The following is a 13,443-nucleotide window of genomic DNA, read 5'->3' as shown; positions in this document are numbered from 1 at the left end:
CTGCCGATCGATAGGATCGGATGCATGCCTTCTTCGCGCCTCAGGTCGGTGCTCGCCGTGGTGGCCGGCGTGGCGGTGCTGCTGACCGCCTGCCGGTCGACGCCGGAGCGGCCCGCTGATCCGGCCCCGGTGCGCCCGGCCTGGCGGGCGGTCGAGTTGCCCGTGCCGGCGGGCGTCGCGGGTCGGCCGCTGCTGCGCGACGCGGCGCACTGCGGGAACCACTGGTACGCGGTCGGCGGGCTGGTCGACGGCGCGGGGGAGACCCGGCCGGCGGCCTGGTCCAGCGCGGACGGGCTGAGCTGGTCGGCGTTGCCGGTGCGGGCGCAGACGTTCTACGGCCGGCAGCACGTGCTCTACGCGGTGGCCTGCCGCGACGACGGAATGGCGGCGCTCGGCGCGAAGACGGGCGGCGTGCACGGCAATCCGCGTACCGGAACGTGGGTGTGGCGTCCGGGCGGGCCGGTGCGGGAGGTGCCGGCGGCGTTCGAGTTGTTCGGCGGGCCGCGCGCGGTGAGCGCGGCGCGGCTGGCGGCCGGGCCGGCGGGCTGGTTGATCGCCGGGGCGCGTGTCGACGGGGCGGCGGTGTGGTCGTCGCCGGATGCCGGCGGGTTCGCGCTGCGCGACGGGGTGCCGGAACTGGCCGGCGACGCCCGGGGCCGGACGGCGGCGTACGACGCGGTGGCGGTGGGTTCCGGCTGGCTGGTGGTGGGGTCGTTGCTGCCGACCGGCGGCGCCGCCCTGATGCCGTTGGCCTGGTCGTCGGTGGACGGCCGGTCGTGGCGGCGGTCGGCCCTGCCGGTGGCGGCGGGCGGCGGGGCGGCGGAGCGGGTGGTGACGCGCGACGGCGCGCCGACCGTGGTGGGTCCGGTCCGGGACGGCTTCGCGGTGTGGCGCGCGCCGGCGGGGTCGTCGGACGGTTGGCAGCGGGTGGGCGGGTTCGGCGCGGCCGGTCCCGGGGTGCTGTCGGTGGCGGGCCTGGTGGGCGTCGACGGCCGGCTGTTCGCGGCGACCGGGGACGGCGCGGATCGGCGGCTGTGGATCTCGGGTGACGGTGGCGCGTCGTGGCGGCCGGTGATCGTCCCGGCGTCGGTGCCGGACCGCGGGGACGCCGCGCTGGCGGTGGCCGCCGACAAGGCCGGATTGCTTGTGGTCGCCGACGACGGGAAAAGCTCCCGTGCCTGGTGGGCGGCGTTGCCGGCCGTCGATGAGTAGCGGGTGATGGCGGGTTCACCCGTTACCGATGAAACCTCGGTGAACGCCCTGCGTCGCCTTCGGTTCTTACGGGAAGCGTCGGGAATCCGCCACGGCGTGTAACGGTTCGGTCAACCCCGCTTTCCGGGTCTTACGCCACCGCTGGCCGGTGGGATAACGTCCCGGCCCAGACCGGCGACGACGGTCTGGTTCGTCCGCCCCCCGCAAGTGCCAATCAGCAGCGGGTGGTTCGGACCATGGACGGAGGAGGGTTCGGGCCTTGAGGCAGAAGCTCGCACGCGTGATCGGCGGGGTCGCCATGCTGGCGCTCGTCGCCGGTGGTACCGCTTGTTCCAGCGGCAGCGACGACGAAGCGTCCGGGGGCAGCGCCTGCGGGAGCAAGATCGCTTTCTTCGGCGCGCTGACCGGTAGCTCGGCCGCGCTGGGCATCAACGAGAAGAACGGCGTCAAGCTGGCGGTCGACAAGTACAACAAGGAGAACGCCGACTGCAAGGTGGAGCTCGCCGAGCTCGACTCGCAGGGCAGCCCGGACCAGGCGCCCGGTCTGGCCCAGAAGGCGATCGACGACGCCAAGATCCTCGGCGTGGTGGGTCCGGCCTACTCGGGTGAGTCGGAGGCCGCCGGTCCGCTGTTCAGCGAGGCCGGCCTGGTCACCATCACCCCCTCCGCGACTCGGCCCAGCCTCGCCGAGCAGGGCTGGAAGACGTTCTTCCGCGCGGTCGGCAACGACTTCAGCCAGGGCCCGGCCGCCGGCAACTACATGAAGAACGTGATGAAGGCCGACCGGGTCTACGTCATCGACGACCAGTCGGCGTACGGCGCGGGCCTGGCCGACGAGGTCAAGAAGGTGCTCGGCCCGGCGGTCGTGGGTAGCGACAAGGTCCAGGGCGAGGGCAAGCAGACCGAGTTCTCCGGCGTGGTCACCAAGGTCAAGGCCGCGAACGTCAAGGCGGTCTTCTACGGTGGCTACTACCAGGAGGCCGGCCTGATCCGCAAGCAGCTCACCGCTGCCGGCGTCACCGCCCCGCTGGTCGCCGGTGACGGCGTCAACGACGGCGCGTACATCACCTCCGCCGGCGCGGCGGCTGCCGAGGGCACCATCCTCACCTGCCCCTGCCAGCCGTCCACCGAGGCGCGCGGCACCTTCGCCGCCGACTACAAGGCGCTCAACGGCGCCGACCCGGGCACCTACAGCGACACCGCGTTCGACGCGGCGAACATCCTGCTGGCGGGCATCAAGGCCGGCAAGTCCTCCCGCGCCGACCTGCTGGAGTTCGTGAAGGGCTACAGCGGCGAGGGCGTGGCGGCCAGCTACAAGTTCGTCGAGGGCGGCGAGCTGGACCCGGCGCAGGTCAAGGTCTGGGCGTTCAAGGTGCAGGGCGGCAAGGTCGTCCCGGACCAGGAGATCCCCAAGTCCTGATCGGTCGATCGCTGCGACTGGCGATTGAGTTGTGAATCGCGGGTGCGGCCGGGAGCTGGCTCCCGGCCGCACCCCCTTTTTCTCTTCAGCGACGGAGCGTCCCTCCCTTGAACTTCGACGGACTGTTCTCCAACTTCGGGGAACTCACCACGACCGGCCTGACGCAGGGTGCGATCTACGCCCTGGTCGCGCTCGGCTACACGCTTGTCTACGGCGTGCTCAGGCTCATCAACTTCGCCCACTCCGAGGTCTTCATCGCCGGCGCGTTCGCCGCGATCTGGACCTGGAACGGCTTCGGCCTCGACCAGGACTCGCAGGTCAGCGGCGTCGGCTCGATCTTGTTCTACCTGCTGGTGGCGATGATCGTGGCGGCCATCGCCTCGGCCGGCACCGCGACGGTGATCGAGCGGGTGGCGTACCGGCCGCTGCGCAAGCGCAACGCGCCGCCGCTGGCGTTCCTCATCACCGCGATCGGCGCCTCGATCGCGATCTCCGAGGCGTTCGGCGTCTACACCCGACGCCTGCCGCAGGGCGCGCCGTCGCTGGTCAGCTCCAAGCCGCTGTTCCACGTCGCCGGTGTGCCGATCGACAGCATCCAGCTGCTCACCATCGGCGCCGCGTTGGTGATGATGTTCGCGTTGGACCAGTTCATCAACCGCAGCCGTACCGGCCGCGGTATCCGGGCGGTGGCCCAAGACGCCAACACGGCGGCGCTGATGGGCGTCAACAAGGACCGGATCATCCTGATGGTCTTCATCGCCGGTGGCACCATGGCCGGTGTCGCGGGCCTGCTCTACGACGTCCGGATCCAGACGCTCACCTACAGCGTCGGTTTCCTGCTGGGCCTCAAGGCGTTCACCGCGGCGGTGCTCGGCGGCATCGGCAATCTCCGCGGCGCGCTGATCGGCGGCCTGCTGCTGGGCGTCGTGGAGAACTACGCCTCGGGCCTGTTCGGCAGTCAGTGGAAGGACTTCGCCGCGTTCGCGGTGCTGGTCGTGCTGCTGATGTTCCGGCCGACCGGTCTGCTGGGCGAATCACTGGGGAGGGCACGCGCATGACGACCACCATTGACCCGCCGGAGCGGCGGGAGACGGCGGTGGACAAGCTGCGGCACGGCCGGGCGGCGATCTCGGATCGTTGGCACCACGCTCCGCGCTGGGTGCGCTGGGTGCTGCTGGCCGCGGTGATCGTGTTCTTCTACGCGTTGCCGAACAAGGAGTTCTACCAGTACCTCGGGCCGATCCCGACGCCCGGGGCGAACTTCACCCAGGTGCTCTTCACCGTCTCGATCTACGTGTTGCTGGCGGTCGGGCTGAACATCGTGGTCGGCTTCGCCGGCCTGCTCGACCTGGGCTACTTCGGCTTCTTCGCGGTCGGCGCGTACACGGTCGCGGTGTTGACGTCGCCGAGCAGCAACATCAAGACGCTGTGGCCGTGGCTGCTGGTGGTGCCGATCGCGATCGCCCTGACCATGGTCTCCGGCGTCATGCTGGGTACGCCGACGCTGCGGTTGCGCGGCGACTACCTGGCGCTGGTGACGCTCGGCTTCGCCGAGATGATCCGGATCGCGGCGGTCAGCTCCGAGTTCCTCAAGGGGCAGCGGGGCTTCAACCAGATCCCGCACCCGCCCGGCAAGTACGCCGACGGCAAGCCGTTCTTCGGTGTGCTCGACGCCCGCCCCTACTACTGGCTGGTGCTCACGCTGATCATCCTGGTGGTGATCGGGGTGCGGAACCTGACCCACAGCCGGGTCGGCCGGGCCTGGATCTCGATCCGGGAGGACGAGGACGCGGCCCAGCTCATGGGTGTGCCGACGTTCAAGTTCAAGCTGTGGGCGTTCGCCTCCGGCGCGGCGATCGCCGGCCTGGCCGGCGCGTTGTTCGCCGGCAAGCAGAACTTCGTCAACTCGCAGAACTTCGAGCTGCTCAACTCGATCATCATCCTGGCCGCGGTCATCTTCGGCGGCTCCGGCAACATCGTCGGCGCGATCGTCGGCGGCGGCCTGGTGGCGTACATGATCGAGCGGTTCCGCGGCATCGAGCTGTTCGGCGTCGAGCTGTACGAGTACCGGTTCCTCTTCTTCGGTCTGGTGCTCGTGGTGATGATGATCTTCCGGCCGCAGGGCCTCATCCCGAACCGGCGACGAGCGGCGGAGTTCAAGGACCGTCGCAAGGAGGTGATCGTCGGTGAGTGACACCGAACAGACCCCGGCCGTTCCGGCCCAGGCCGCGGCGCCCGCCGTCGAGACGGTGGACAAGCGCGAGCCGTTGCTGGAGGTCGACCACGTCACGCTGCGCTTCGGCGGTGTGGTCGCGCTCAACGACGTGGACTTCACGCTCTACAAGGGCGAGATCCTCGGGCTGATCGGGCCCAACGGCGCGGGCAAGACCACCTGCTTCAACGCGATGACCGGCATCTACCAGCCCACCGAGGGGCAGATCCGGTTCCGGGGCGAGAAGATCAGCGGCAAGAAGCGCCACCAGATCACCCGGATGGGCATGGCCCGCACGTTCCAGAACATCCGGCTCTTCCCGGAGATGACCGCGCTGGAGAACGTGCAGGTCGGCGCGGACGCGCACCACAAGACCAGCGTGCTCTCCGCGCTGCTGCGGCTGCCGCGGCACTGGAAGGAGGAGCGCGAGGGCCGGGAGAAGGCCGAACGCCTGCTGGAGTTCGTCGGCATCCTGCCCCGGATGCACGAGTTCGCCCGCAACCTGTCGTACGGCGAGCAGCGGCGCCTGGAGATCGCCCGGGCGCTGGCCACCGACCCGGTGCTGCTCTGCCTGGACGAGCCGGCCGCCGGCTTCAACCCGGCGGAGAAGGAGGAGTTGCTCCAGCTCATCCGGCAGATCCGCGACACCGGCGTGACGGTGCTGCTGATCGAGCACGACATGCGCCTGGTGATGGGCGTGACCGACCGGATCGTGGTGCTGGAGTTCGGAAAGAAGATCGCCGAGGGGCTGCCCGCCGAGGTGCGGGACAACCCGAAGGTGATCGCGGCGTACCTGGGGGTGCCGGACGATGCTGCTTGAGATCGAGGACGTGAGCCTGCTCTACGGGCGGATCCAGGCGCTGCACGGCATCAGCCTGACCGTGGACGAGGGCGAGATCGTCGCGCTGATCGGCGCGAACGGCGCCGGCAAGTCCACCACCATGCGGGCGATCTCCGGCATCCGGCCGATCGCCACCGGCAGCATCAGGTTCGCCGGTGAGGACATCTCCAAGCTCCGGGCCGACCTGCGGGTCCGGCGCGGGCTGTGCCAGGCGCCCGAGGGCCGGGGCATCTTCCCCGGCATGACGGTGCTGGAGAACCTCGACATGGGCGCGTACACCCGGCGGGACAGGGCCGGCATCGCGCAGGACCTGGCGCGGGTGCTGGAGCTGTTCCCCCGGCTGGCCGAGCGGCGCAAGCAGCCCGGCGGCACGCTCTCCGGCGGCGAGCAGCAGATGCTCGCGGTCGGCCGGGCGCTGATGAGCCGGCCGAAGCTGCTGCTGCTCGACGAGCCGTCGATGGGTCTCGCACCGATGCTCATCCAGCAGATCTTCACCATCATCACGGAGATCAACCAGCAGGGCACCACCATCCTGCTGGTGGAGCAGAACGCCCAGCAGGCCCTGGCCCGCGCGCACCGGGCGTACGTGCTGGAGACCGGCCGGATCGTCAAGAGCGGCACCGGCGCCGACCTGCTGCACGACCCCTCGGTCAAAGAGGCCTACCTCGGCGTGGCCTGACCGACGCCCCCCTCGCAAAAGGAGTACCCCATGTTCCACCCCAGCCCCGGCCGTCGGGCGGCGCTCGGCGTCGCCGGCGCGGCCGTCCTCCTGCTCTCCCTCGCCGCCTGCGGTGAGGAGGAGCAGACCGAGCAGCCCGGCGGCGGCGCGAGCGTGACCGCCACGGCGGATTCCTCGCTGGCCGCCAAGGTGCCCGACGCGATCAAGTCCGACGGCAAGATCGTGGTCGGCACCGACTCCACGTACGCCCCGGCCGAGTTCCTCGACTCCGACGGCAAGACCGTCATCGGCTTCGACGTCGAGCTGTTCACCGCCGTGGCGGCCAAGCTCGGCCTGAAGGCGGAGTTCGTCTCGGCGCCGTTCGGCGACATCATCAACGGCGTCAACTCGGGCAAGTACGAGGTCGGCGTCTCGTCGTTCACCGTCAACGACGAGCGCAAGGGCCAGGCCAACATGGTCAGCTACTTCCAGGTCGGCACCCAGTGGGTGACCAAGAAGGGCAACCCGGCCGGGGTGGCGCTGGACAACGCCTGCGGCAAGAAGATCGCGGTGCAGAAGGACACGGTCCAGGTCGAGGACATCCAGAAGCGTTCCAAGACCTGCACCGACGCCGGCAAGCCGGCCATCACGATCGACCAGTTCCCGGGTCAGGACGCGGCCACCGCCGCGGTCGTCTCCGGCAAGGACGACGCGATGCTCGCCGACTACCCGGTCGGGGTGTACGCGGTGACCCAGTCCAAGGACGCCCTGGAGCTGCTGGACAAGCAGTACGAGGCGGCCCCGTACGGCTACGTGGTGGCCAAGGAGCAGGCGCAGTTCGCCGAGGCGGTGCGCGACGCCACCAAGGCGCTGATCACCGACGGCTCGTACAAGCAGGTGCTCGACAAGTGGAAGGTGGGGGACGGCGCGATCACGGATCCCGCGATCAACCCGTGACGACATGACCACCGAGGAAGCGACAACCGCACGGGCACGGCCGGAACCGATCAAGGCCGTGCCCGTGCGGCACCCGGGACGCTGGATCGCGGTGGCGGTGCTCGCCGTGCTGACCGCGATGTTCGTCCACCTGTTGGTGACCAACAAGGCCTTCAACTGGCCCTTCATGGTCGACAAGATGTTCCGCCCGCCGATCATCGAGGGGCTGCTGCGCGGCACCGTGCTGATGACGGTCAGCGCGATGCTGATCGGCGTCACGCTCGGCGTGGTGATCGCGGTGATGCGGCTCTCCGACAACCCGATCCTGCGTGGCGTGGCGTGGCTGTACACCTGGTTCTTCCGGGCCGTGCCCCGGCTGGTGCTGCTGGCCGTCTTCGGCAACATCGGCATCCTGTGGAGCCGGGTCGAGTTCGGCGTGCCGTTCGACACCCAGCTCGGCCAGTTGTTCGGCATCGACAACCTGCAACTGCGGTTGTTCGGGTTCTCCTCCCGGGACATCCTCACCGGCTTCATGGCCGGCCTGCTCGGGCTGGCGCTCTCCGAGGCCGCGTACATGGCGGAGATCGTCCGGGCCGGCATCCAGTCGGTGGATCCGGGACAGACCGAGGCGGCCCAGGCGCTCGGCCTGAGCCGGGGCCAGTTGCTGCGCCGGGTGGTGCTGCCGCAGGCGATGCGGGTGATCATCCCGCCGACCGGCAACGAGACCATCGCCATGCTCAAGGACACGTCGTTGCTGCTCTACGTGCCGGTCAGCGTAGAACTGTTCTTCCAGCTCGACGCCGTCGGCAAGCGGACGTTCCAGATCTTCCCGATGTACGTCGCCGCCTGCCTCTGGTACCTGTTCCTGACCAGCATCCTGCTGGTCGGGCAGTATTTCCTGGAGCGCCACTTCGGCAAGGGCTACGGGACCACGCAACGGGCCCGGGCGCGGCTGCGCACGCTGGCCGCGGAGACCGGTGGCGGCGGCGCCGGAGGGGCGGGAACACCATGACCGAGCTGATCGTGCCCACGCAGGCCACCGCGCCGACGGCCGGGTCCGGTCTGATGGTGCGCGCCGAACAGGTGCACAAGTCGTTCGGGCCGCTGGAGGTGCTCAAGGGCATCGACCTGGAGGTCCGCGCCGGCGAGGTGTGCTGCCTGCTCGGGCCCTCCGGCTCCGGCAAGTCGACGTTCCTGCGCTGCATCAACCACCTGGAGAAGATCGACGCCGGCCGGATCTGGGTGGACGGCGACCTGATCGGCTACCGGGAGCGCGGCGGGAAGCTGCACGAGATGCGGGACAAGGAGGTGGCCGCGCAGCGCCGGGCGATCGGCATGGTGTTCCAGCGGTTCAACCTGTTCCCGCACATGACCGTGCTGCAGAACGTCACCGAGGCGCCGCTGCTGCTGCGCCAGGTGAAGAAGGCGCAGGCCCGGGAGCACGCCGCGGAGCTGCTGGAACGGGTCGGGCTGGGGGACAAGCTCGGCGCGTACCCGGGTCAGCTCTCCGGCGGCCAGCAGCAGCGGGTGGCGATCGCCCGGGCGCTGGCCATGCGGCCGAAGCTGATGCTTTTCGACGAGCCGACCAGCGCGCTCGACCCGGAGCTGGTGGGCGAGGTGCTGGACACGATGAAGGACCTGGCCCGCGACGGCATGACGATGATCGTGGTGACCCACGAGATCGGCTTCGCCCGGGAGGTCGGCGACCACCTGGTCTTCATGGACGGCGGGGTGGTCGTCGAGCAGGGCGACCCGCGTGAGGTGATCTCGGCGCCGAAGCACGAGCGGACCCAGGCGTTCCTGGCCAAGGTGCTCTGACGGGTCCGGTGCGGCGTGGGCCGCACCGGACCCCGCCGGTCAGTTCACGAAGCCCCGGAGCAGCCAGCCGGGACTCTGCGACTCGCAGACGTACGTCTGGTAGATGCCGCTGCTGACCCGGGACTGCCCGACCGAGATGCACTTCGACTGGGTCGCGTAGACCCCGCCGCTGACCCAGCCGGCGAACGCCGGCCCGCTGAACGCGGCCACCATGCCGGCCGTGGCGAGCACCGGTGCCAGGATTCGGACACCCCATCGTCGCATCGGGTCCTCCTTGTGAAAATGCCATCGACTGATCTCCATACCGTAGCGGCCCGGTCGCGATCCGTGGGGGTTGCGGGTGCCGGGGATGTCGGGGTCACGGACTAGAGTCGCTGCCGTGACAGCTACGACGCCGCGCCTGCTCCTCGTCGACGGACACTCCCTGGCATATCGGGCGTTCTTCGCCCTGCCGGTGGAAAACTTCTCCACCACCACGGGGCAGCCGACCAACGCCGTCTACGGCTTCACCTCGATGTTGATCAACGTGTTGCGCGACGAGCAACCGACCCACATCGTGGTGGCGTTCGACGTCTCCCGCCGCTCCTTCCGCACGGAGAAGTACTCCGAATACAAGGCCGGCCGCAGCGAGACCCCGACCGACTTCAAGGGCCAGGTCAGCCTGGTCAAGGAGGTTCTCGCCGCGCTGCGGGTGCCGGTGGTCGAGAAGGAGGGCTACGAGGCCGACGACGTCATCGCCACGCTCGCCTGCCAGGCCCGCGACCAGGGCATGGACGTGCTGATCACCACCGGCGACCGGGACGCGTTCCAGCTCGTCGGCGACCAGGTCACCGTGCTCTACCCGCGCAAGGGCGTCTCCGACCTGGCCCGGATGGACCCGGCGGCGGTCGAGGCGAAGTACGGCGTCACCCCCGGCCGCTACCGCGACCTGGCCGCGTTGGTCGGCGAGACCAGCGACAACCTGCCCGGCGTGCCCGGGGTCGGCCCGAAGACCGCGGCCAAGTGGATCAACCTGTACGACGGGGTCGAGGGCGTGGTGGCGCGCGCCGACGAGATCAAGGGCAAGGCGGGCGACAGCCTGCGCGAGCGGCTCGCCGACGTGATCCGCAACTACGAGATCAACTGCCTGGTCACCGACCTGGAGCTGCCGGTGCGTCCCGAGGACGCCCGCTGGCAGGGCTGGGACCGCGAGGCCGTGCACCAGGTGTTCGACACGCTCCAGTTCCGCATCCTGCGCGACCGGCTCTACCAGTATCTCGAAGCCGTCGAGCCGGAGGCCGAGGCCGGCTTCGAGCTGGCCGGCGAGGTGCTGACCGAGCCGGGCGCGCTCGCCGGCTGGCTCGGCACGCACGCCCCGGCCGGCACGTCGGTCGGCCTGGCGGCCACGCTCGACACCGGGCCCAACCGCCGGCACACCGCGACCGTGACCGGGATGGCGCTGGCCACCACCGACGGCGCGGGCGCCTGGTTCGATCCGAGCCGGCTGGCCGCCGACGACGAGGCCGCGCTGGCCGGCTGGCTGGCCGACGCCGGGCGGCCCAAGGTGCTGCACGACAGCAAGCCGGCGGTGCTGGCGTTCGCCGCGCACGGCTGGGAGCTGCGGGGCATCGCCCGCGACACCCAGATCGCCGCCTACCTGGCCCGTCCCGACCAGCGTTCCTACGACCTCACCGACCTGGCGCTTCGATACCTGCACCGGGAGCTGCGCGTCGACGCGCCGGAGACCGGCCAGCTCACCCTGGACGGGTTCGGCGACGAGGACGCGGCCGAGCAGAACCTGATGCTCCAGGCCCGGGCCACGCTCGACCTGGCCGACGCGATCGACGCCGAACTGTCCCGGGACGGCGAGCAGTCCGCCCGGCTGATGGCCGAGGTGGAGCTGCCGCTGATGCGGGTGCTCGCCGCCATGGAACGCACCGGCATCGCCGCCGACACCGACTACCTGTCCGAGCTGGAGGCGCACTTCGCCGCCGAGGTGAAGGCCGCCGCGCAGAGCGCGTACGCCGTGGTCGGCCGGGAGTTCAACCTGGGCTCGCCGAAGCAGTTGCAGGAGATCCTCTTCACCGAGCTGGCGCTGCCCAAGACGAAGCGGATCAAGACCGGCTACACCACCGACGCCGACGCCCTCCAGTGGCTCTACGCGCAGACCGAGCATCCGCTCCTGCACCACCTGCTGCGCCACCGCGACGTCGCCAAGCTCAAGTCGACGGTCGACGGGCTGCTCAAGTCCGTCTCCGACGACGGCCGGATCCACACCACGTTCAACCAGACGGTGGCCGCGACCGGGCGGCTGTCGTCCACCGAGCCGAACCTCCAGAACATCCCCATCCGCACCGAGGAGGGGCGGCGGATCCGGCGCGCGTTCGTGGTCGGCGAGGGCTACGAATGCCTGCTCACCGCCGACTACAGCCAGATCGAGATGCGGATCATGGCGCACCTGTCCGCCGACGAGGCGCTTGTCGAGGCGTTCAACTCCGGGCACGACTTCCACGCCGCGACCGCCTCCTCGGTCTTCACCGTCGAGGTCGGCGACGTCACCGCCGACCAGCGCCGCAAGATCAAGGCGATGAACTACGGCCTGGCGTACGGGTTGAGCGCGTTCGGCCTGTCCCAGCAGCTCGGCATCTCCGCCGAGGAGGCCCGCGGGCTGATGGAGAACTACTTCGCCGGGTTCGGTGGCGTCCGCGACTACCTCCACGAGGTGGTGGCCCGGGCCCGGCAGGACGGCTACACCTCCACCATCCTGGGTCGCCGCCGCTACCTGCCCGACCTGGTCAGCGACAACCGGCAACGCCGGGAGATGGCCGAGCGGATGGCGCTCAACGCCCCGATCCAGGGCTCGGCGGCCGACATCATCAAGGTCGCCATGCTGCACGTCGACAGCGCGCTGCGCGACGCCGGGCTGCGTTCCCGGATGCTGCTCCAGGTGCACGACGAGTTGGTCTTCGAGGTCGCCCCGGGGGAGCGGGAGGCGCTGGAGGCGCTGGTGCGCAAGGAGATGGGCGCGGCGTACCCGCTGTCGGTGCCGCTGGAGGTGTCGGTCGGCGAGGGCCGCGACTGGAACAGCGCCGACCACTGACCGCCCCCTCCTTGACCCTGCCGTCGACGGCAGGGTCAAAAACGGTTGGACGCTCAGCCCTTGAGCGGGTCGTGGCCCCAGTTCATCAGCGACCAGCGCCACCTCGTGTCGCGCACGTCGCCGGACGGGCGCTGGGCCAGGTGCCGGTGCACGTAGCCGACCACCTTGCGCATGTGCTTGTAGTCGGCGGCGGTGAGCTGGTCGCGCTTGCGGCGCAGCAGGTCCACGATCCGGCGGCCGGAGTCGTGCCCGACCGATTCGCCGCCCTTGGTGCCCGGCTTGTGCCAGCCGACGTGCTTGGACTCGTCGGTCTCCAGCCAGCGGGTCAGCTCGGCGGGTTTCATGTTCACCGCGTCGGTGAACTCGCGGTACGTCTGCTGCGGGTCCTCACTGCGACTCATCGCGGAGCACCTCCGGTCGGTGGGCGACGTCGCGGCCGGAGTCGTCGTTGGTGATCCGGTACTGCGGCTGCTCCGGCGACGCGTGCACCGGATGCCCGCGGACGTGGGTGCGCTCGGTCAGCTTCTCCTTGACCACGCCGTACGCCCGACCGCTGTGGCTGGCCCAGGAGACGTGGTCGCCGGCGCGGAACTCCTTCTCGGCCATGCCGGCGGTTACCCGCCCGCCGGACCGAGTAACGCCTGCGGTCAGGGCCGGATCTCGGCGATCGGCAGCTTGATGTCGAACGGCTCGGCCAACTCGACCACCTCGCTGCCGTCGGCCACCAGCTCGTACTGGCGCTCGCCGCCGGGGCCGATCCGGTCACCGAGGCGGTACGCGTACAGGTGCACCGGGTCCTGCTCGATCCGCCAGTAGAACGGGATGCCGGCGGCGGCGTACTCGCCCGGCTTGGCGAACCGGTCCACCCGCCGGGTGCCGGGGGAGACGATCTCGACGGCCAGCACGACGTCGGCCGGGCGCAGGCGCGACCGGTCGTTCGGCAGCCCGGCGTGGTGGAGCAGCACGTCCGGTTGCCGGCTGGTGTTCGGGCTGAGCCCGACTCCGACCGCTTGGGCGACCCGCAGGTGGGCCGGTGCGTGGGACCGAAGCCAGAGCCACAACAGGCTGGAGATGCTCTGGTGGCCCAGGGTGGGGGAGGGTGTCACCTGGATGACTCCGTCGACGAGTTCGACGCGGGGGGCGTCGGCCGGCAGGGTGAGCAGGTCGTCCAGCGTGTAGTCCGCACGCTGCTGCCGCATCGGGTCCGGACACCAGGGGCCAGGTGATGTCGGGACGGGCTCGGCGCTCATGCGGTGAGCGTACCGCC

13 protein-coding genes and 1 pseudogene are annotated in these 13,443 nt (G+C 70.3%); 10 read left to right on the top strand and 4 right to left on the bottom strand.

Annotated elements, in window-relative coordinates:
- Window positions 1-24 precede the first annotated feature (24 nt).
- From AB0B02_RS25790 to AB0B02_RS25750, 9 genes are all read left to right on the top strand, one after another.
- Window positions 25-1,212, top strand: coding sequence for a hypothetical protein (locus tag AB0B02_RS25790; protein WP_281936430.1), 1,188 nt, complete (start codon window positions 25-27; stop codon window positions 1,210-1,212).
- Window positions 1,213-1,471: 259 nt separating this feature from the next.
- The gene (locus AB0B02_RS25785; RefSeq protein WP_281936428.1) at window positions 1,472-2,632 is read left to right on the top strand and encodes a branched-chain amino acid ABC transporter substrate-binding protein; all 1,161 of its coding nucleotides are present in this window, start codon (window positions 1,472-1,474) and stop codon (window positions 2,630-2,632) included.
- Window positions 2,633-2,739: 107 nt separating this feature from the next.
- A complete protein-coding gene (locus AB0B02_RS25780) occupies window positions 2,740-3,690 on the top strand; it encodes a branched-chain amino acid ABC transporter permease (protein ID WP_107157517.1) in 951 nt (316 codons plus the stop codon).
- Window positions 3,687-4,826: a branched-chain amino acid ABC transporter permease gene (locus tag AB0B02_RS25775; protein ID WP_281936425.1), complete on the top strand. Its 1,140-nt coding sequence runs from the start codon at window positions 3,687-3,689 to the stop codon at window positions 4,824-4,826. Before AB0B02_RS25780 ends, AB0B02_RS25775 begins: the two co-directional genes overlap by 4 nt.
- Before the next feature lie 55 nt (window positions 4,827-4,881).
- A complete protein-coding gene (locus tag AB0B02_RS25770; RefSeq protein WP_281938490.1) occupies window positions 4,882-5,664 on the top strand; it encodes an ABC transporter ATP-binding protein in 783 nt (260 codons plus the stop codon).
- Complete coding sequence (locus AB0B02_RS25765) at window positions 5,654-6,364, top strand: ABC transporter ATP-binding protein (protein WP_281936423.1); 711 nt, start codon at window positions 5,654-5,656, stop codon at window positions 6,362-6,364. Before AB0B02_RS25770 ends, AB0B02_RS25765 begins: the two co-directional genes overlap by 11 nt.
- Window positions 6,365-6,394: 30 nt before the next feature.
- Entirely contained in the window at window positions 6,395-7,300 is a 906-nt protein-coding gene (locus AB0B02_RS25760) for an ABC transporter substrate-binding protein (RefSeq protein ID WP_281936421.1), read from the top strand.
- Between the two features lie 4 nt (window positions 7,301-7,304).
- Window positions 7,305-8,291 carry an amino acid ABC transporter permease gene (locus AB0B02_RS25755; RefSeq protein WP_357304321.1) on the top strand — a complete coding sequence of 329 codons (987 nt, stop codon included), beginning with the start codon at window positions 7,305-7,307 and terminating at the stop codon, window positions 8,289-8,291.
- Window positions 8,288-9,097: an amino acid ABC transporter ATP-binding protein gene (locus AB0B02_RS25750; RefSeq protein ID WP_357304318.1), complete on the top strand. Its 810-nt coding sequence runs from the start codon at window positions 8,288-8,290 to the stop codon at window positions 9,095-9,097. Before AB0B02_RS25755 ends, AB0B02_RS25750 begins: the two co-directional genes overlap by 4 nt.
- Before the next feature lie 39 nt (window positions 9,098-9,136).
- On the opposite strand, the gene AB0B02_RS25745 is transcribed toward AB0B02_RS25750, so the two are convergent.
- Window positions 9,137-9,361, bottom strand: coding sequence for a hypothetical protein (locus AB0B02_RS25745; protein ID WP_357304315.1), 225 nt, complete (start codon window positions 9,359-9,361; stop codon window positions 9,137-9,139).
- 115 nt (window positions 9,362-9,476) lie between these two features.
- On the opposite strand from AB0B02_RS25745, the gene polA reads away from it, so the two are divergent.
- Entirely contained in the window at window positions 9,477-12,176 is a 2,700-nt protein-coding gene (gene polA / locus AB0B02_RS25740) for a DNA polymerase I (RefSeq protein WP_281936415.1), read from the top strand.
- A gap of 56 nt (window positions 12,177-12,232) precedes the next feature.
- Here polA and AB0B02_RS25735 read toward each other — a convergent pair.
- From AB0B02_RS25735 to AB0B02_RS25725, 3 genes and pseudogenes are all read right to left on the bottom strand, one after another.
- Window positions 12,233-12,577: pseudogene (locus tag AB0B02_RS25735) on the bottom strand (DUF3140 domain-containing protein); the annotation flags it as partial.
- Entirely contained in the window at window positions 12,564-12,782 is a 219-nt protein-coding gene (locus tag AB0B02_RS25730; RefSeq protein ID WP_281936414.1) for a DUF2945 domain-containing protein, read from the bottom strand. The gene AB0B02_RS25730 and the pseudogene AB0B02_RS25735, both read right to left, overlap by 14 nt.
- Before the next feature lie 41 nt (window positions 12,783-12,823).
- The gene (locus tag AB0B02_RS25725; protein ID WP_357304310.1) at window positions 12,824-13,426 is read right to left on the bottom strand and encodes a Uma2 family endonuclease; all 603 of its coding nucleotides are present in this window, start codon (window positions 13,424-13,426) and stop codon (window positions 12,824-12,826) included.
- Between the last annotated feature and the right edge of the window lie 17 nt (window positions 13,427-13,443).

This window comes from Micromonospora sp. NPDC049240 (assembly GCF_040647835.1).
In the GTDB taxonomy this organism is placed as follows: Bacteria; Actinomycetota; Actinomycetes; order Mycobacteriales; family Micromonosporaceae; genus Micromonospora.
Note: the sequence above shows the minus strand (reverse complement) of the source record. Positions and strands in the feature narration are given on the sequence as shown.

Coding starts and splice junctions, on each gene's coding strand:
- AB0B02_RS25725 (WP_357304310.1), bottom strand. CDS start 13,426: ATGAGCGCCGAGCCCGTCCCGACATCACCTGGCCCCTGGTGTCCGGAC.
- AB0B02_RS25730 (WP_281936414.1), bottom strand. CDS start 12,782: ATGGCCGAGAAGGAGTTCCGCGCCGGCGACCACGTCTCCTGGGCCAGC.
- AB0B02_RS25760 (WP_281936421.1), top strand. CDS start 6,395: ATGTTCCACCCCAGCCCCGGCCGTCGGGCGGCGCTCGGCGTCGCCGGC.
- AB0B02_RS25750 (WP_357304318.1), top strand. CDS start 8,288: ATGACCGAGCTGATCGTGCCCACGCAGGCCACCGCGCCGACGGCCGGG.
- AB0B02_RS25745 (WP_357304315.1), bottom strand. CDS start 9,361: ATGCGACGATGGGGTGTCCGAATCCTGGCACCGGTGCTCGCCACGGCC.
- AB0B02_RS25755 (WP_357304321.1), top strand. CDS start 7,305: ATGACCACCGAGGAAGCGACAACCGCACGGGCACGGCCGGAACCGATC.
- AB0B02_RS25790 (WP_281936430.1), top strand. CDS start 25: ATGCCTTCTTCGCGCCTCAGGTCGGTGCTCGCCGTGGTGGCCGGCGTG.
- AB0B02_RS25765 (WP_281936423.1), top strand. CDS start 5,654: ATGCTGCTTGAGATCGAGGACGTGAGCCTGCTCTACGGGCGGATCCAG.
- AB0B02_RS25775 (WP_281936425.1), top strand. CDS start 3,687: ATGACGACCACCATTGACCCGCCGGAGCGGCGGGAGACGGCGGTGGAC.